Source organism: Novosphingobium sp. BL-S-21 (assembly GCF_055521655.1).
In genome coordinates this window covers 209,171-227,263 of sequence record NZ_JBVFVP010000003.1, presented here as the reverse complement: position 1 = coordinate 227,263, position 18,093 = coordinate 209,171, and the positions used below count along the sequence as shown (strand labels likewise).

General features: G+C 62.0%; 15 protein-coding genes. 5 read left to right on the top strand and 10 right to left on the bottom strand.

What is annotated here, in order from left to right; translation table 11 throughout:
* Window positions 1–20: 20 nt before the first annotated feature.
* Together ACZ1J6_RS23420 and ACZ1J6_RS23415 are read left to right on the top strand one after the other, a co-directional pair.
* Window positions 21–692, top strand: coding sequence for a lasso peptide biosynthesis B2 protein (locus ACZ1J6_RS23420; protein ID WP_465128700.1), 672 nt, complete (start codon window positions 21–23; stop codon window positions 690–692).
* Entirely contained in the window at window positions 689–2,434 is a 1,746-nt protein-coding gene (locus ACZ1J6_RS23415) for an asparagine synthase-related protein (RefSeq protein ID WP_465128699.1), read from the top strand. Before ACZ1J6_RS23420 ends, ACZ1J6_RS23415 begins: the two co-directional genes overlap by 4 nt.
* Here the strand turns inward: ACZ1J6_RS23415 and ACZ1J6_RS23410 are convergent.
* The 5 genes from ACZ1J6_RS23410 to ACZ1J6_RS23390 all read right to left on the bottom strand — a co-directional run bounded on the left by ACZ1J6_RS23410 (window position 2,421) and on the right by ACZ1J6_RS23390 (window position 9,859).
* The gene (locus tag ACZ1J6_RS23410; protein ID WP_465128698.1) at window positions 2,421–4,559 is read right to left on the bottom strand and encodes an Atxe2 family lasso peptide isopeptidase; all 2,139 of its coding nucleotides are present in this window, start codon (window positions 4,557–4,559) and stop codon (window positions 2,421–2,423) included. The two genes, ACZ1J6_RS23415 and ACZ1J6_RS23410, sit on opposite strands and share 14 nt — an antisense overlap.
* Entirely contained in the window at window positions 4,553–7,057 is a 2,505-nt protein-coding gene (locus ACZ1J6_RS23405) for a TonB-dependent receptor domain-containing protein (protein WP_465128697.1), read from the bottom strand. Before ACZ1J6_RS23405 ends, ACZ1J6_RS23410 begins: the two co-directional genes overlap by 7 nt.
* Before the next feature lie 216 nt (window positions 7,058–7,273).
* Entirely contained in the window at window positions 7,274–8,182 is a 909-nt protein-coding gene (locus ACZ1J6_RS23400; protein ID WP_465128696.1) for a HEPN domain-containing protein, read from the bottom strand.
* Window positions 8,183–8,274: 92 nt separating this feature from the next.
* Window positions 8,275–9,249 carry a FecR family protein gene (locus tag ACZ1J6_RS23395; RefSeq protein WP_465128695.1) on the bottom strand — a complete coding sequence of 325 codons (975 nt, stop codon included), beginning with the start codon at window positions 9,247–9,249 and terminating at the stop codon, window positions 8,275–8,277.
* Window positions 9,250–9,277: 28 nt separating this feature from the next.
* Complete coding sequence (locus ACZ1J6_RS23390; RefSeq protein WP_465128694.1) at window positions 9,278–9,859, bottom strand: RNA polymerase sigma factor; 582 nt, start codon at window positions 9,857–9,859, stop codon at window positions 9,278–9,280.
* 1,051 nt (window positions 9,860–10,910) lie between these two features.
* Between ACZ1J6_RS23390 and ACZ1J6_RS23385 the strand changes: the two genes are divergently transcribed.
* Window positions 10,911–11,138 (top strand): DUF7079 family protein, encoded by a 228-nt coding sequence (locus tag ACZ1J6_RS23385; protein ID WP_465128693.1) that lies wholly within the window; start codon window positions 10,911–10,913, stop codon window positions 11,136–11,138.
* Between the two features lie 201 nt (window positions 11,139–11,339).
* Here ACZ1J6_RS23385 and ACZ1J6_RS23380 read toward each other — a convergent pair whose 3' ends face one another.
* Window positions 11,340–12,029, bottom strand: a complete 690-nt coding sequence (locus ACZ1J6_RS23380) for a hypothetical protein (RefSeq protein ID WP_465128692.1) — start codon at window positions 12,027–12,029, stop codon at window positions 11,340–11,342.
* A gap of 132 nt (window positions 12,030–12,161) precedes the next feature.
* Between ACZ1J6_RS23380 and ACZ1J6_RS23375 the strand changes: the two genes are divergently transcribed.
* Window positions 12,162–13,280, top strand: a complete 1,119-nt coding sequence (locus ACZ1J6_RS23375; protein ID WP_465128691.1) for an alpha/beta fold hydrolase — start codon at window positions 12,162–12,164, stop codon at window positions 13,278–13,280.
* Between the two features lie 210 nt (window positions 13,281–13,490).
* Here ACZ1J6_RS23375 and ACZ1J6_RS23370 read toward each other — a convergent pair whose 3' ends face one another.
* A complete protein-coding gene (locus ACZ1J6_RS23370) occupies window positions 13,491–14,396 on the bottom strand; it encodes a LysR family transcriptional regulator (RefSeq protein WP_465128690.1) in 906 nt (301 codons plus the stop codon).
* A gap of 114 nt (window positions 14,397–14,510) precedes the next feature.
* Here ACZ1J6_RS23370 and ACZ1J6_RS23365 point away from each other — a divergent pair, with 114 nt between their 5' ends.
* The gene (locus tag ACZ1J6_RS23365) at window positions 14,511–15,263 is read left to right on the top strand and encodes an SDR family NAD(P)-dependent oxidoreductase (RefSeq protein ID WP_465128689.1); all 753 of its coding nucleotides are present in this window, start codon (window positions 14,511–14,513) and stop codon (window positions 15,261–15,263) included.
* Between the two features lie 346 nt (window positions 15,264–15,609).
* Here the strand turns inward: ACZ1J6_RS23365 and ACZ1J6_RS23360 are convergent, their stop codons facing one another.
* From ACZ1J6_RS23360 to ACZ1J6_RS23350, 3 genes are read right to left on the bottom strand one after another with little or no spacing between them, the layout of a single operon-like run.
* Window positions 15,610–16,062, bottom strand: a complete 453-nt coding sequence (locus ACZ1J6_RS23360; RefSeq protein WP_465128688.1) for a universal stress protein — start codon at window positions 16,060–16,062, stop codon at window positions 15,610–15,612.
* Window positions 16,052–16,507 (bottom strand): hypothetical protein, encoded by a 456-nt coding sequence (locus ACZ1J6_RS23355; RefSeq protein WP_465128687.1) that lies wholly within the window; start codon window positions 16,505–16,507, stop codon window positions 16,052–16,054. The genes ACZ1J6_RS23360 and ACZ1J6_RS23355 overlap by 11 nt, the downstream gene beginning before the upstream one ends.
* Entirely contained in the window at window positions 16,504–18,072 is a 1,569-nt protein-coding gene (locus ACZ1J6_RS23350) for an efflux transporter outer membrane subunit (protein ID WP_465128839.1), read from the bottom strand. The genes ACZ1J6_RS23355 and ACZ1J6_RS23350 overlap by 4 nt, the downstream gene beginning before the upstream one ends.
* Between the last annotated feature and the right edge of the window lie 21 nt (window positions 18,073–18,093).

The following is an 18,093-nucleotide window of genomic DNA, read 5'->3' as shown; positions in this document are numbered from 1 at the left end:
TCCTTTGTCGGAATATTGCCATGGCCTATGCACTGCGCGGCGGCCTGTCCTTCTGCGTCGCCGGGGACAGGCTCGTGTTTCTCGACCTACCTTCGGATCGGTATTTCTGCCTTTCACCGCAAATCGAGGCCGATTTCCGCGACCTCATCGAGGGGCGATCACCAGGCGGATCGGCTTCGAGCGGGCTGCAATCCGGCAAACTGCTGATCGCCGACGCAAGGGCGAACGACATTACGCCGTGCATCATGCCTGAGGTCACCGGCGAACTCTGCGGCGAGCCAAGGAGCTTGGCTGCGCTGGATGGCCTCGCCGCTGTCGGCTGGATTTTGAGAAGCCGGACCGAGCTCAGACTACGCGGGCTTGCGGCAACGATCCAGCATCTGGTCGATCGAAAGGCGTCTATCCGAAGGCTGCACGCGATGCCGGCTGTTCCCACTGCTCCGGAGCGGGACCTCATTCGCGTCGCCGGGTCGTTTGCGGCGGTCTCCAGGATCATCGATACGCATGGTCGATGCCTGCCTTGGTCGCTTGCCATCGCGCATCGGCTGCTATCGCTGGGGATCGACCCGCTGATGATCCTCGGAGTACGGCTCACACCGTTCGCTGCCCATGCCTGGGTGCAGGTCGGCGGAACCCTGATCAACGAATATAAAGAAAGGACGGACGTGTTCACGCCGATCCTCGTCGTATGAAACATGATCGGTTTATCGCCGGGATCCTCCTTCCCGAAGCCGACCGCGCGCAGCTGCTTGCTGCAGCACGTCAGAACGAGCTCACGGCCGCATTCGAAACGCCGGAGGTGGTCGTCGCGTGCAACGATCCAGCCGCGAACCTTCATTTAGATGACGATGGCCTCGTCATCGGACCGGTTTATCAGTCCGGCAACCATCAGCGCCTGACAGCGCTATCCGACGACACCCGCCGGGCGATCCTTAAATCCGCTGGAACCCGGTTATTCGAGGCATTCTGGGGCGCCTATGTCGGTATCCTGCGCACCCCGAATGGCGCGTCGCTGGTACGAGCCCCCTTTGGCCGTCTGCCTTGCCTGTTTCAGCGCAAGGGTCCCGGGACCATTGCCGCGTCGGATATCGACCTCCTCCGGTCTGCGAGCGGCACCCCGTTTATCCTCGATTTCGAAGAGATCACGCGACAGTTGGCCCTTGGCGACATGCGCCTTGTGACGACTTCGCTCTCCGGGATCGAGGAGCTCCGGGGCGGATCGCGGCTGCTCGTCGAGCCGGCCGGGATGCGCCTTGAGAACGTGTGGTCGCCCTGGTCTTCCGTCGCGGCCGGGAAATCCATCGACAATGCAGATGATGCGGTTCGCCGGCTACGCCAGCAATGCATAGCCTCGGTCGCGGCCAGAACCTCTGACCTTTCTAACCCACTGCTGATGCTGTCCGGTGGGCTCGATTCCTCAATCCTTGCGGCAAGCCTGGCCGCCGATGACCGCACCTTCTCGTGCCTCAATCTGGCGACCCGGGACCATGCAGGCGACGAGAGGGAGTTTGCACGCCGGGTCGCGCAGCACGTCAAGCGTCCGCTCGAAGAGCGGAGGATGGCGGTCGCGGAATACGATTTTGCGCGCATCGGCGCCGTTCGCACGCCCCGGCCCGTAGCCAGAGGTTACCAGCAGCTGGTTTTCGAGATGGCATCTCAGGTCGCAGGAGAATTGGGCTGCGATGGCGTCGTCGATGGCGGCGGCGGCGACAATGTGTTCTGCTCGCTGCGCTCCGCCGCATTCGCTGCCGACTGCCTCATCGATCCCGATGGCATCCATCATTTTCGGCAAGTGCGCGACGACATCGCCCAGCTCGCCGGCGCGGCGAGATGGCGGGTAAGCTGGAAAGCGCGGCGGCGCGCATGGCAAGGCGTACGACCATACAAGCTGCAAGGTGACAGCCGCCTTCTCGCGCGGGATGCGCAGACCCTCGCCGACAAAGGCGCGGTTCACCCATGGTTGGCACCCCCAGAGTTCGCACTGCCCGGACGCGGTGCGCACATCGCGATCCTCATCGCGGCGCAAGGCTATGTGGAGGATGGTCCGCATGGCACGAAGCAGAACTGTATCGCTCCCTTGGTTAACCAGCCCCTGATCGAGCTGTGCCTAGCAATTCCCAGCTGGCACTGGTTTGGGCGCGGCAACAATCGCGCCGCGGCAAGGACGGCATTCGAAACTCTCCTGCCGCCGGAAATCGCCTGGCGCCGGAGCAAGGGTAATCCCGAAAGCTTCCTGTTTTCACTGCTCGAGCGAAACAGAGCCGCCATCACCGATTATCTCCTGGACGGCATTCTGGCGAGCGCGGGCGTGATCGACACGACCGCGCTCGCCAGGGCGCTCAGGGACACAGAGCGCCTCACGGGAACGACCTACGGCAGGATTCTGTATCTGCTGGACGCAGAAACCTGGGCACGGGGAATCATGGAGAATTGACAGCGCGCGCCTTGTCTCGCAGCGTGCGAAGCCCATCCCACCGGGCATATTGGTCCTGCTTCGCCGGATCAGGATCGCGTGTCCCCCGAAGCCAATACAAAAACCAGTCGATGCCGCGCTGATAGACCGCCAGTCGATGCGCCGGCTGCCACTTGTCATGGTACTCGTCGGGATAGACGAACATCTCGGCCGGCTTGCCAGCTTCCCGGAGCGCCCCGAACGCAGGCAGAGCAAGGAGGGTTTCGCGATCGGCGAGCTGCATGAGGATGGGGGTGTCGATCTTGCGCGCGTTCACCGAAAGCGAGACCGGACGCCAATAGTCGCGATCGTTATCGACCGAAGGCGGCAGCCCGATCTTGATATTGTGCTCGCCCCACGCGAAGCCGCCGAGCACCATGGAGCTGAGCATGTCGTCGCAGCAGGTGCTCATGGCTGCCGCCGCAAAGCGCCGGGAATTGACGAGCGCGAACTCGATCGTCGAGGCACCGTCGCTGAGCCCGGTTATGCCAATGCGGCCAGGATCGACGAAGCCCGTCGCGACGGCCTTGTCGATACCGCGATCGAGCGAAGAGAAAATGCTCCGCCGTTCGGCCCAATCCTTGAACTGCACCCTGAGGGCTTCGTCCCAATCGGTCACGCCCGGAGTGATCGATGAAACAGTCGGTGGACGCTCGAAGCTCAGGACAGCGAAGCCTTTGGCGGCGAGCGGAAAGACCGGATAGTCGTCGCCCGTCCCGCCCCGCAAGAAGCCCTTACTATGGTACTGCGTGATGACCAGAGGCAGACGCGACTTTCCATCGTATCCCGGCGGAAGCACGAGGTCTCCCCAGGCCGAAAGACCGCGTTCGTTGATCCAGCGCAGTCTCTGGACCTTTCCCAACCGAAATTGGGCGAATTCCGGATTGGGATCGAACACCATACGGCTCTTGCCCGAGCGAAGATCGATTGCGACTACCCGTCTCGGCATGACGGCGTTTTCCCGGCCGCAGATCAGCTCCTTGTCCGCCGGCAAGCACCCTGTCAGCGCATCTCGGGTCTTGGTAATCAGAGCCAGCCCATTCGTCCCCGGCGACCAGCGGTAGAGCGCCCAGACCTCCCTGTTCCATCCCTGTCGGCGGAGGAACACGACAGAGGTGCCGGCACTATCCCACCAGGTCTGAACGATCCGTCCCGAACATTCGGCGTGCGCGCAAGCCTGCTTCTCCCTGCCCGGCAGCGTGGCCCAAAGCCTCTGCTCACTTTCCGGGCCGCCCCCCAATCGCTGCGTCCACGCTGTTGCTCCATTACCAGCACGCGCTTCCATTTCGTAGGACGTCCCGGTCGGAGGCGCCGGGATGACGCGCAGGCGCTCATCCTCGGTTGCCGCCCGCGCTGCTCCCGTCGACAGATCGACGGTGAACGCGTTGAGAGGAATGTCCTTTGCCCAGGGACGCGGGTCCAGGGACTCGTTGGGGAGAACGCTCGAGTCATAGAGCCATCCGGAGCGACCAGCCGCTTCCGTCCTGCGCCTAGACTCGAGCTCTCCTGGCCTAGCGAGGTAAGTGAATTGCGACCCGTCGGGCGACCAGGAGAAATCTTCGATATCCGTCTCGGAACGTGTGACGGCGGCAGCTCCGCTGCCGTCCACGTTGACTTGGGTGACCTGCACTATGCCGCTGACCGTCTTGCGATAAGCGATGCTCTTGCCGTCGGGCGACCAGACCGGTGTTATCAGCGCGGGAACACCGGATTTGATGAAAAGACCGCGATAGACGCCTCTCGAGAAGGGAAGAGCGCCGCCGATATCCAGGACACGCGGCCGTGCGTTTCCCCCGGCGATGTCGCCATCCAGCGGCACGACTACAAGCGCGCTACAGATCGTATTGTCGGTAGGCTCTGCGCGTGTGACCACGAAGGCAATGCTGCGTCCGTCCGGTGAAAGCGCGGAAGGACTGACCTTGCTGGATACGACCTCTGGAAATCCGATATCCCGAAGTCGCACCAAATCCGCAGGCGATATATCGCGGCGCTCCTGCGCCGCCACAATTCCCTGCTTTGGCACCACGTCGTCACAGACAGCGAGGGCAGTTTCCGCTCCTATGCTTGCGGCCACAATCGCGAGCAGGCTGGCTATCGTCCTTACCATTTCTTAGTCACCGAAAGGCTGACGACGCGGCCGAACGGCGTGTAGTTGGTACTGTCGTAGGCCGTGTCAGTGAACGCCGTCGTGGCGATCGTATCCGGCTTGTCGTTGAAGGCGTTCTGCAGCGAGAAAATCACATCGATGCCGCCAAGCGGGCCGCCTTCCTCACCGGTACGGTACCGCACCGTGAAATCGACCGGCATCATGCTGCCGACTTTCACCGGGACCGCCGTGCGCTTGTCCTCGATCGAACCGATGTAGTTCATTGCGGCGGTGAGGGTCACGCCGCCCTTGCCCCAGCCGAGTTCTCCCCGACCGCGGAAATGAGGCGGATTGAACAGTGTACCGGCAAGCTGCGTGAATGCCTGCCCCGATTGCAGTTGCTGCTCGCTGTGGAGATAGCTGCCGTTAAGCGCGGCGCTCAGACGTCCGTTTGCAAGGTCGAAGCTGTAACGGCCAAGCACGTCGATGCCGTAGATGTTCTGGCGCCCGGCGTTGATGTTCGAGTTGTCGATGATCGCGACCACGGTGCCGGGATCGTAGGCGGTGGTCGTCAGATTGGTGAACGACACCATCCGATCGATGACCGAATTCTGGGTGGCTGCGTCGGGATCGAGAGTGACGTAGTCCGCGTAGGCCGAATTGGTCAGTGCTTGGCGAGGATAGGCCATCGGCGTGACGATGCGGTCCCGGTAGCGGATGTTGAAATAGCTGATCTCGAGTTCGGCGCCTGGGAGCGCCGCCGGATGGAATGCCATCGTCGCTGACCAGTTGGTCGATCGCTCAGGCTTCAACTCCGGATTGCCGCCGACGACGTAGATGACAGTACCCGTCGTGCCGCCGAACGTAGTCGCGTTGTAGAGATAGCCAGGCATCGGCATGTACTGTTCGTAGAAAGTCGGCGCGCGGAACGACTTCCCCCAGCTTGCCTTGAGCGTGACATCGGAAACCGGCGCGTAGATGAGCCCGAGCTTGGGCGTCGTCACCGACCCCACATTCGAATAGTGTTCGTACCGCGCAGCCATGCTCAGATCGAGGCTCTTGCCGAGCGGCGATCCCTGGTCCGGTGAGATCACCGGCACGCTGAGCTCGCCGAAGGCGTAGAGGCTGTCCCTCATCCGATCGACAAATTCCGTAAGGCCCCGGTAGGTCTGCCGATTGAACATGTCGCGGCGAAATCCGGCGCCGACGGCGATCTTGGCCGCACCGGCCGGCAGGTCGATAAGCTTGCCGTTGCCGCTCAGTTCCACGTTTGCGGTCTCGTTGCGGTAGAAGCCGTAGCCGGCATTCGTCGCAACCGTGCCGTACGTGGTGTCAACGCTGTAATAGACCTTGTTCCAGCCATAGCTGCCGGCCAGAGAAACCTGCCACTCGGCGGGCAGCTCGAGGGTTAGCGATGGTGCGACCGCCCAGGATTCGGTTCGCTGGAACGAATCGTACCGGCTTACCGAAAGATCGCCGGCGGCATTGAGCGGCAGTGTCTGTTCACGCCGACGCTTGTTGTAGATGCCATCGAGATCGAGTGTCAGGCCAGGCACCAGCTCCTGCCGTAAGGTAACCGCAGCGTTGTGATGGCGCATGGAGGGGTAGACCTCGACGCCCGGCGTGCGCTCCTCGAGATAGGAGCGCTGGCTCGACCAGATACCGGAATTGCTTCCATATTCGGCAGAAACCACAGCACTGCCGGATGACCACACCTTACCAATTGTCGCGCCGTACTGCTGCTGGAAATACCCGCCGTCGGTCGAGCTGCCGATCCGTTCCGTCGTCTCAAGTCCGTCAAATTTGCGGCGCAGTACGATATTGGCGACGCCCGCTACGGCATCGGAGCCGAACAGGGCCGAGGAGCCGTCGGGAACGACATCGATCCGCTCGATCGCACCGAAGGGAATGGCGGAAACGTCGACGCTCTGAATAGCCGCGTCGAAACTAAGGCGGCGGCCGTCGAGCAGCGTGAGTGTGGCGTCGCTACCCAGCCCGCGCAAGTTGATCGACGAGCCGCCTCCCATATCGACGCTCTTGCCGCCTGTGACATTGGCCCCGACGCCCGGATTCTGTCCCCCAGAGAAGTTCTGCGGGATTGCGCGGATGACATCGGCCGCACTCGCTTGTCCCGCGTTGCGCATCTCTTCGCGGTCATAGGTGAGCCGGGTCGAGGCGACCGGTGCCCCTCGAATGCGCGAGCCGGTCACGACGATGCCGCCCTCATCCCCATCACCCTCCGCCAGCTTGCCGACGACGACCCCACCACCGGAAGGGCTGAATTTCAATCCGGTGCCGGACAGCGAGGCGGCGACTGCTTCCTCGAACGTCAGCTTGCCATCGACAGGCGATGCCATCCGATCCCGGACCACCGCGTCATCCGCGACCACATTGCGCCCGAAGATACGCCCGATATCCCGTAGCGACGCGGAAAGCGGCTGGGCCGGCAGGTGCACTTCAATTCTCGTATCGGCCTTGGCCGAAGCAGGCGCACAGATCATCGTCGCGGCCGCAGCCATGCTGCAGCACGCCAGTAGTTGGTAACGCACTTGTGAACCTCCATCCCCGAGGCCTGCTCTCAGCAGAACCCTTCAGCGGCGGATCGACGGCGATTGGAAAACACCCTACGCTGTGCGCAAATATTTTTCCTGACTGCCAAACAGGGCACAAATCCGCGTTATTCACCGTCGCGACAGCGAGCCTGTCCGTTCGGGCACCTGCCTTATGAGGGCCTGCTACTTGCCGCCCGACTTACTCAGGTGACTTTCGCAAATTGCCTGCACTTCCGTCTCGAGTAGTTCGATCCGCTCGACCAGCCATTCGAGTTCGATATCTCGAATGACATAGTGCGGGGAGTAGCGGCCCTTCACGTAGGCCTGATACAGCAACTCCCAGCAGCGGTTTGCGAATTTGGTGTCGCGAGGCCAGATCGGGATCAGATCGCGCGAAATGTCTTCCGCGCGCCCCCGCAGGAATTTCAGGTTATGGGATTTGGGGCTGTAGAGCTTCAACACCAGAAGCACAGTGTGGTAAAAATTCTCGGTCGACTGGTGAAGCAAGAATGACGCTTCGTTGCTCCAGCCTTGGGAGATATAGAATTTCGCACCGGCCAAATGACGGCTGGCAGTTGCAAACCACTTTTTGAAATGCTTCTCCGCCTCGACATGAGCCAACCCAGTATCCAGCGGCCTTGGCAGCGCGAACTGCTGGGCTTCAAGTTCGTAGAGCACCACGCCTTCGCGCACGACATCGAGAAAGAACGGTCGCCCTCGCGCCAGCTGAAAATTCGCGTCTGCCATGGAATGCACCGTCAGTCCGACGGGCGCCGAGATAACATGGGTAATGTCGTACGCGCGGTTGAGATGGTCCTTGGCCTTGCCCCAATACTCCGCCTCGTCAGCCAGACGTTCGTCGTTGACCACGACGAGGATGTCGTAGTCCGAGAAATAGCCGCCGACCGGATCCGCGACCCAGTCGCCGCGTGCATGCGAGCCGTAAAGGATCACTTTCATGATCCGTCCCTGCTTCTTCCAACCCTGCATCGAGAGCGCGAGGACATCCTCGAACTCTGCGAAAATAATCTCGACCACCCGCTTCAGGTCGGCACGCTTTTCTTCGGGAAGGTGATCAAGATCGGACTTCATAATCCTCTGATTCTAGACAAGTTCGAACAAGGGACAACACTTCATTGCGCGAGACCTCATGCTGGCGACGCGGCGGCCCCGGGCAGTAGGGTTCATCTGTGTGAGGACGGACCGTCAACAAGTGCCAGGCTGCCATCGTCGTGCTCTTCCAGGCCGAGCCCGAAGGTTGCTGCCAGTTGCCGTGCGAAGCCTTCGGGATCCGATCGTCGGAACACGCCGGTGACTTTCATCGCCCGAGCCGACTTCAGCTCGACGAGAACAAGTCTCGGTGCGGTCCGATTGAAGATCGCGACAGCGTCATGGATTTCCGCCCCGTCGAGAACGAGCATGTCGTCGGGCCATTTGCTTTGGCCGGCATCGATCCGAAAAGGCTTTCCGACCGATCCACCCGCGATCGCAGTCCCCTCGCCCGCCGACAGCTCAAGCCTCTTGCGGCCGTGCCCCGCACCAACGTCGCGTACTTCCACCGCGCCCTGCAACAGGGCCACGCTCACCGAATTCTGCATCAGTTCGACATCGAACAGCGTACCATGAGCGATCACTCTTCCCGCACCGGCCTCGACAACGAAAGGTCGCGCACTCTCATGGGCAACCGCAAAACGCGCTCTTCCCGCCAGCAGGCGCAGCCGGCGCCCACGTTTATCGAACGAGATCTGCATACGGGATCCACGGTCGAGGATCACCGCAGAGCCGTCGGGAAGGGCAACGCGTCGGGGCGCATCGTCCAGGGAAGCCACTTCCATTCGCGAAAGCACCTGGGCCGATCCCCAGCTGCGCTGCATTACGAGCAGCACCAGTGCCCCTGCCAGCATCACGCCGATCGCCGCTGCGGCGTATCTCCTGAACGAGGTCCGCAGCAGCCAGGGTTGTGCCGCCTCGAGGTCCCTGTTCCTGACGGTTGCGGTGCGGGCCAGGAACATGATGGTGTCGAAAGATCTGGCCCTTTGCGCATAGGCTTCGGCATGCGCAGGCACGGCATACCATGCGTCGAACTGCGCCTGCGCGGCGGCAGCGTCAGGTCCGCGCATCCGGACGAACCAATTGTCGGCATCCTGCTCGAGGCTCATTCGCTGCTCACGACCTTCCTGTCTCTCGTCATTGTTCCAGACGCCGCGTCAAATGGCCGATCGCGCGGGTCATATGCTTTTCGACCGTCTTGACACTGAGGCCTGTCCGCGCGGCAATCTCCGTGTAAGTATAGCCATCGAAGCGATGAGCCAGAAAGATTTCGCGGGTTCGCGGCGCAAGCTCTGCCATGATCTCCTCCAACCTCGCAAGCATGTCGCGCGCCTCGGTCGCCGCGACAAGATCGCCTCCCGCGATCGGAACGTCGTCGGCGCAGACATGAAGGTTGGCGCAGCGGCGGCGGCCATACCGTGCCTCGCTACGGATCAGGTTGATCGTCGCCTGCCGCAGATAAGCGTCCGGAGCCTCGACCTCCAGCGGATTGCCCCTGCCCCTGACGGCAAGGCGAGCGAACAGCTGCTGCACGACATCGGAGGCATGCTCCGGCTGAATGTGCCGCATCGCAAAGCGTACCAGCTTGTCGCGCTGCGATCTGTACAGGCGGTCCAGCCAATCGCCCTTGCTGCTTCGGACACGGTCGTCCGGGGGCAAGGGATCACCTTCGTCAAGACCACGTTCTGCCGAACGAACGGCATCAATCTTCAGGCGCATGGCGGTACCCCGCCTGCAGCCTGACGAATTACGCGCACTCCAGGCGCGCTCATTTTGCCCAGGATCACGGGCAGCTCTCCGGACGGAGACCGCCCAGCCAAAGCCGAGCGGGCCAACCACTTGGAATCGATTACCGGCGCCTTTAGCCCGAAGGCCTGGACATTCGCGCCAGCGGCCCGGATGCAAGCACCGAGCGATTTTTCCTGAAAAGGCGGTTGGCTCACCTTCACGCCGAATATCGGCGCAACTAAAGCTTACGGATGAACGCCGACAAAGCAAGAAGGCGTTTCTACGAAGAAGCCCGGGCGTGAGGGAGTTACCAATGGCTTGAGCCATGGGCCGAGACCTTTAGTCGTGTTGACCTGGACATTCGCCTCAGCCACCCGGACAGGTCCCAATTCACCGGCCACGACGATGCAGGAACGACGGGCGCTGCTGCATGGATTGTGTACGGCTGGTTGGTTCCGTCGTGTTGAACATCGACTGCCGCCACAATCCCGGGAAGTATGTCACATGCTTCTGCGCAAAGGCCCATTAAAATATGTACACACCGGCTCCTTTCAATAAGCGCTTCGCTAAAATTGAAAGCTATCCAGTCTGCCGCAGAGATAGCCATGTGAGCCTCAAGGATTGTAGCAGATGGCCGGGGTGGGGTTCCTCGTTGAGATCGACCATTCCAGGCCTGCGGCCAGCAGGCAAAATGTTAGGATCTGATACCGGGTCTCCACGATCTGGAAGGTGAAGCGGCCGATCGCGCCGAATTGTGCATCAGAGCCTCATGGCGCAATTCGTCTGCAGGGCAAGGTAGGCCAAAGACCTGGTTCCGCCATGCGTCTGCCGGAAGCGATACTGCTGCAAAGATAGGGGCGGCGACAGGCCGAGGGTCTCTAACGCCGGCGCCTTTGCTGAGTCGGGTCGCACCTCCCAGCCCCTGTCCCTTCACTGAAGAGGGCCACTATGGACTGGTCCCAGGATTAGGCAACGGACCAAAGGGATTGTATGCCGGTAATCAGATCCGGCATTGCTCTGGTGTGCACCGGGCAGGTCAGGCATGTTCGGATTTATGGGTGAACGCAGTCTCGTGGACGAGAAGCTGCCGGTCTGGACAGCGTTCAGCGAGCTTTTCCGTGATACCCAGCTTTCCAGGAACGACATTGCACGGATCCCGATGTCATGGCTGCTTCCTTACGATTACGCTATGCTCGAGGGCATCCTCATCGGCGAGGTCCTGCCGGTCTTCGGGGCTAGCCGCCAAAGCCCTAACCTGCCCCCCATCTGAAGCCGCCGACAGAGCCGCCATTCAGCGCCTCCTAAGAGCATCTCCGAAGCGGTCATTCGTTCACGGAGAGACCAGCCACGATGAACGGCCGGGAATGTTACTTTGCGCTCGGTCCGGTTTGGAGCGCTACCGCCCAAAAAGTGGACGTTCGCGGGTTGCTCGAACGGCTGCACAGGTGCAACGAGGCCTCCGGGGCTACCCCTAGGGTTTCGTCCCGAGATGCTCCAAATTTGCAACGTATCGCATGGGCAAGCCTTCGCGATTGAACAGGCTTGAGTTGCGCTGACTGCTGTCGGTTCGCGTGATCAGGTTCTGAAATGCGGCAAGGTCGCTCGCGCCGAGAACCGGTAGGAGGAGGCCGAGGTATTCAGCCGATTCGGAACGGGCAAACACCGCAAAGGGAGTCCATCGATCCGAAGCGTAGACAAGCGTTTCCGGATACCAGCCGTAGTATTCGCCGAGGCTCTGGCCTCTGATGTAGCAGACGAGATCTGCTTGCATGATGCTTTCGAAATTTGGAAGTGCACCGTGATTGTGCGCGTCTTTGATAAGATCTGCATGAACACTGATGCGTCTCAGGTCCAGCCGTTGGTTGCGATGTTCGAGCGACTTCAGGTGCTCACGAAAGGCTGTGAAGTCCGTTGTCGATGAACGTCGACCATTGTTTGATGGTTTCAGGAGCCAGGAGCGGTCGAGCTGTCGCGCGGCCAGATCGAAACGCTCTTCGTCAAGAGCGATCGCGAGGACGGAGAGAAATGCGTCGTGCGCCACCATTTTCGCCGCACTCGGCGCCGCCGCCGTGATATTCGATCGCCTTTTCTTCTGAGGTGCGATCGCCGCTAATTGGCGCATGGGAAGGTCCGGGTTTTGCTGACCGCGATCCTTTATCATTACTAGCGGAACGACCTGACCTAATCGGCCGATGCCGGAATTTCGTGGGTCATGTTGGCCCAATCGATGATGGACGGGCGGTCACGAAATTTGGCAAGCTGACAGTCCGATACCAAGCCGATTGGACAGTGTATGAAAAAGCTCGTTGCACTAGCCGCGATTGTCGCCGCTCTTCCTGCAGCCGCCCAACCACACCAGCAAGGTTCCGTGGGGCCGCACAACAGGGCGGAAGCTGTCAAAATCATTGCCGATCTGCGGGAAATCGTCAGCCCGCAGGGTTTGCAGGCGATTGAGACGGTGCCGATCGGCGGCATTTCCCAAGCCGTATCAATCCGCAGCCAGGATTTGCAAAACCCTGTGCTGATCTACTTCCATGGCGGTCCCGGGTTTGTCGAGATGCCTCTCGACTGGTGGTGGGACCGCGGGTGGGACGAGTATTTCACTGTCATCCATTGGGACCAGCGCAACGCTGGCAAGACGTATACATTGAGCGGCGCGAGCGATCCTGCCACGCTAACGCCGGAGCAATTCCAGGCCGATGCCGAAGAGTTGGTGCAGTGGGCACGCAAGCGGTTCGGCAAGCGCAAGGTGTTCGTGCTCGGGCACAGCTGGGGCAGCATGTTAGGACTGAAGCTTGCGGCAGCGCATCCTGAATGGCTCCATGCCTATATCGGGATGGGCCAGCTGACGGACGGACTGGAGAGCGAGCGGCGCGGTTGGCAATGGACAATTTCTAAGGCGCGGGCCGACGGTAACGCGCAGGCCGTGCACGAAATGGAAGCAATCGCCCCCTATGGTGCCCCTGGCCGTCAGCTCACGGTTGCCGCTATCCTGACGCAGCGCAAGTGGCTGAACTATTACGGCGGCGCGGCCTGGCGCCGGGCGGGCGGCGATTTCGAGGCAGCCGCGTTCAAGCTGGCTCCGGAATACAGCGACGAGGATGTCCGCAACGCGTTCAAGGGTCAGGAACCGGTCACCCAGGCGCTGCTTCCCAAGGTTTTGGCAACCGACCTCTCGACGATACGGCGATTGGATGTGCCGCTAGTGCTCCTGCTTGGCCGGCACGACATGAATGTGTCGAGCGAGGTGGCAGCCGAGTGGTTCGCGAGGGTGCGCGCGCCGTCGAAACGTTTGATCTGGTTTGAGCGATCGGGCCATCACATCACCAGCGAGGAGCCGGGCAAACTGCTGACGACGCTGGTGACCGAGGCCCGGCCAATCGCTGCACGTGCCGGCGATTTTGCCCCGTAGATTATGTGAGTTCGGCAAACGTCCTTGGCGCCTGCCTAAAAAGCTTCCGCTCGGGTTTTCGAGATTAGCAGTCATGCCCTCATCTGACGAACGGGCTAATTTGGTCGACACCTGCGGGGAGACCGGACGGTCTGCACCGCGAGAACGAAATTCAGCCGCTGAGCGCCGGCAAGGGTCGGCCATACTCTTGCGGTCTGCCTGAACTCTAACTCAGGGTATCAGCTCTACGACCTCGCGGGGAAACCCTACCGCGAGATGATCGATCAACGCTCGCACGGATGGCGGCAGGCCCCGGCGGGTGGTGAAGACAAGGTGTACAATGCCTTGGAGCCCGCGCCAGTCGGGCAGCACGTGGGCCAGCTTGCCGGCGATCAGCGCCTCGCGGCAAACGTGGTCGGGCAGTATCGCGATGCCGAGGCCGTCGATGGCGGCGTTGCGTACCGCGACCATGTCGGTGCAGCCCATGCGCGGAGCGGTGCGGATGGCATGTTTGCGGCCATCCTCGGTCTCAAGGTGCCATTCGAGATCGTCCGCGGCGTCATCGGTGGCGAGCGTCGGCAGGTTTGCGAGCTGCTCCACCTGCTTGATCTGGCTTGCCAGTTCGGGGCAGGCGACGAGGATGCGCGTCGATCTGCCTAGCGAGCGCATGGTGAGCGCGGCATCGCTGGTCAGCGCGGCGCGCACGCGCAAGGCAAGATCGATCCGCTCCTCGATCAGGTCCACCGGGCGGTCTGTCGCGACGAGCTGCAGGCGCACCTTTGGATAGCGGGCGAGGAACGCGGATATCAGCCCCGAGATGGGCTCGACCATGCCGGTGGGACAGCTGAAGCGGATGCGGCCATGGGGTTCGGTCTGTGCCTCGAGTACCAGCGCCTCGGCCTGCTCGGCCTCGGCGAGGATGGCTCGGCACCGCTCGTAGAAGGCAAGGCCGGTGTCGGTCACACGGAAGCGCCGACTGGATCGTTCGATAAGGCGTAGGCCGAGGCGCTCCTCCAGCCCGGCGATGCGGCGGCTCAACTTGGACTTGGGCTCCCGGAGCGCGCGCCCCGCTGCGGCAAAGCCGCCGTGCGCCACCACTTCGGCAAAATAGGCATAGTCGTTCAGGTCGATCCGCATCATCGTTCCTCCAGTGGAACGCTAAGTGCCATATCTGCTGTCTACACGCATCATCGTTCTGATGCCATCTCATTCGGGCAACGGCGGTTCGCCGAAACACGAAGGAGAAAGACAATGACGAATAAATTCAATGGCAAGGTGGTGGTGGTGACCGGTGGCACCAGCGGGATCGGTCTCGCGACGGCCAAGGCCTTCGCGGACGAGGGCGCATCGGTGTTCATCACCGGGCGGCGGCAGGAAACGCTCGATGCCGCGGTGAAGGCAATCGGCGGGCGCGTAACCGGCGTCCAGGGCAACATGGCCAAGCTCACCGACATCGACCGGCTCTACGACGCGGTCCAGCAGCAGCATGCGCAGATCGACGTGGTCTTCGCCAATGCCGGCGGCGGCGAGATGATGCCGCTCGGCGCGATCACCGAGGAGCACTACCAGAGCACTTTCGACACCAACGTGAAGGGCGTGCTGTTCACCGTCCAGAAGGCGCTACCGCTGCTCAAGGACGGAGCCTCAGTAATCCTCACGAGTTCGACAACGAGCATCTCAGGCACGCCTGCCTTCAGCGTCTATTCGGCGACCAAGGCGGCAGTGCGCAACTTCGCGCGCAACTGGATCCTCGACCTCAAGGATCGCCGCATCCGCGTCAACGCCGTCAGCCCCGGCGTAACCGAGACCGCCGGGCTCGACCATCTTTTCGGCGGCAGCGAGCAGGCGGCGGACACCAAGGACTATCTCGCCAGCCTGATCCCCGCGGGCCGGATCGGTCAGCCCGAGGAAATCGCCAAGGCCGTGCTGTTCCTCGCCTCCGACGATACGAGCTTCGTCAACGGTGTCGAACTCTTTGTAGATGGCGGCCAGGTGCAGATTTAATCACCAAGCCCTAGGGGCCGGATGGTTTGTCGCCTAGGGTGGCAAACCGTCTGGCCGTTTGGCCGTCGCTGAGAGAAAACCGGACTGGCCGAAACTGGGAAAGAGAAATGGGCGGCTGAACGGGAGCAAGGGGTCCGCTGTGATGGGCCGGGCCTGGGACAAACCCGAGATTCGCAACCATACTGGGAGCGGCATGTTTGGGTTGAAGCGGACGTTTGCGGTTACGCGGTAATCGCCTTGGAACAGGCACTTCCATGGCCAGCAAGCTACCACGACCCAGTAGCGCCTGAGATGATGCCACCACTGTCCGTGGCGGCACCTTATCGTCATCCTGGAAGCAACTTGCCTAGCTAGTAGGAATTACCAATACCGGTATCGACGACTGCTCGAGCAGATCGTGGCAAACTGACCGATCCGTCATCCGTCCCAGCCACGTTAAATGACGATGCCCGAGCACAATGGCATCGCATTTGAGCTGGAATGCTGTTGTTAAGGTCGCCTGGACCGGCTCACCGCCAACTACCATGCCAGAAGCCTCTAAGCCTTTAGTCACAAGCTCTGCGACAACTTGCCGGACCAAATTGTCGGCTCTCTCTCGCTCGCTCGCGGCTGCAGGATAATCTAATTCGTCGGTGCGGCTCGGGCGGATGCCATTCGCCTCCTCGAGAAAATAAGCCGGATCCACCGCGCAGAGAATATGCACAGAAGCGCCGGCCGCCAACGCGAGGCTGGCGGCTGCGTTGACGATGACTTCCGTGCGGCGCGATCCATCGATCCCTACCAGGATTCTATGAAACATGGCCGGTCCTATCCGCCCCGGCTATGTCGCCTGGGTCATAGTGTCCCGCGCAAAGCGTACCGGCCCGGATCAGGGCCTCCTCGATCGTGGACGCGACTTCGGTGGGAACGCCGAAAGCCCGTTGTGTCCCGGTGGATTGCTGCAAGACCTTTGTCCGTCTCTTCGCGTCCGGTTCGACCCGTATCACCGCCTTGCAGTGCGCCGCCAACCGCTCCCTATTGACCTTCATCCAGATGCCACGGAGCTTGAAATCTTCGTGGTCCTCTTCGGGCAGGGTTTCGCAGTAGAGCAATACGAACGGTGTCGCGGCGGAAAGGAGGTCTTCCATCTCGCGTATCCAGTCCGGCCCGTAGCCCGGGTGCACGGTGCTGGCGCGGGCCCGCACGACGGGAAACTGCGAGATATCGTGAATTCTGAAATGACGCGCGCCGGTAAATTCGGTCACGACGCTGCTCCTTTGCTGTCGTTTGTTGAGAGCGGTAGTGGTATAGACTCGGAAGATGGGGAGGCCTCGGGGAAGGCGGTCTCCCAGCCCCCACCGAGCGTCTTGAACAGAACGACGAGATCGCTCGCCGCCTGTCCGTTGCTTGCGGCAAGATCGCTTTCCGCATCGAGCAGCGCGCGCTGGACCGAGAGCACGTTGAGAAAGTCGATCGCGCCTTCGCGGTAACGTCGCTGCGCGACGTCCAGCGCTGCCCTGTTATGGCGCACCGCCTCGGCCAGCCGATCGCGCCGCCGCTGCTGCGCATCGTAAGCGGAGAGGGCATCGTCGATCTCGTGCCAGGCCTTGAGCACGGTCTGCTGGAACCGGATCGCGGCTTCCTGCTGCTCCGCCTTGCGCAGCGCAAGCGTGCCCTTGAGGCGGCCGCCCTGGAAGAAGGGCAGCGAGATCGACGGACCCGCAACGAACTGATGCGATGCCCAACTTCCGAGATTGGAAAGCGCCAGCGCCTGCGTGCCGAGGCTGCCGGTGAGCGAAATGCTGGGATAGAAGTCCGCCTTGGCGATACCGATCGCAGCGGTCGCGCGGTGAAGCTCGGCTTCGGCGCGCCGGATATCCGGCCGCCGCCGCGCGAGTTCGGACGGCAGGCCGACCGGCACCGCGGCAGGCAGGACGGGAATTTCGCGCTCGCTTGCCAGCTTCCCGGCCAACTCCCCAGCCAATGCGCCGGGCTGCAGCGCCAATAGCAGCGAGAGCGCGTTGATCAGGGCATCGCGGCGTGTTTCGAGCGCAGGAATACGCGCCTCGATGGTTGCGACCTGGGCTTGCGCATCGGCCACATCGAGGTTGGTGACGACCCCCTGATCGAACCGCAACCGGGTAAGCCTGACGCTGTCACGGGCCACATCGAGATTATGCCGTGTGATGGCAAGCAAGGCCTGGTTTGTCCGCAGGTCGATATAATCGCGGGCCAGTTCGGTCTGTGCAGACAGCAGGATGGCACGCCGGTCTTCCAGCGATTCCTGCAAGGCGGCATTGGCGGCTTCGACGCTCCGGCGCACGCTGCCCCAGAGGTCCAGCTCCCAGGATGTGTCCACGCCCGCCTGCCATAGGTCATAGGGTGGTGAGCCGTCCGAGCCGGGCAGGCTGGATACCCCGAACGGCGCAGCCCCTGCAGCCGACTGCTGCTGCGTTGCCGCCGCCCCGGAGCCCATCAGCGAAAGAATGCCGTTCGGACTGGCCCGCTCGCGATAATAGGACCCGGCGGCGCCAAGGCTGGGGTATTCCCGCGCGCCTGCAACCCGGCGCTGCGCCCGGCTCTGGAGCAACCGCGCGGCCGCGGCCTTCACGTCGAGATTGGCGTCTGCCAGACGGGCTTCGAGGGAGGTGAGGGTTGGATCGTCGAACAGGGTCCACCATTCGGCGACGACCGGCACCTCTACGGGGCGGCTCGGGGCCACGGCGCTGTTCAGCCGGCCATAAGCGACAGGCACGGCGACTTCGGGTCGCGTAAAGTTCGGGCCGACCATGCATCCGGTGAGAAGCGGACTGGTCAAGCCGAGCGCCATCAACGCTCGCAAGGAAGAAGC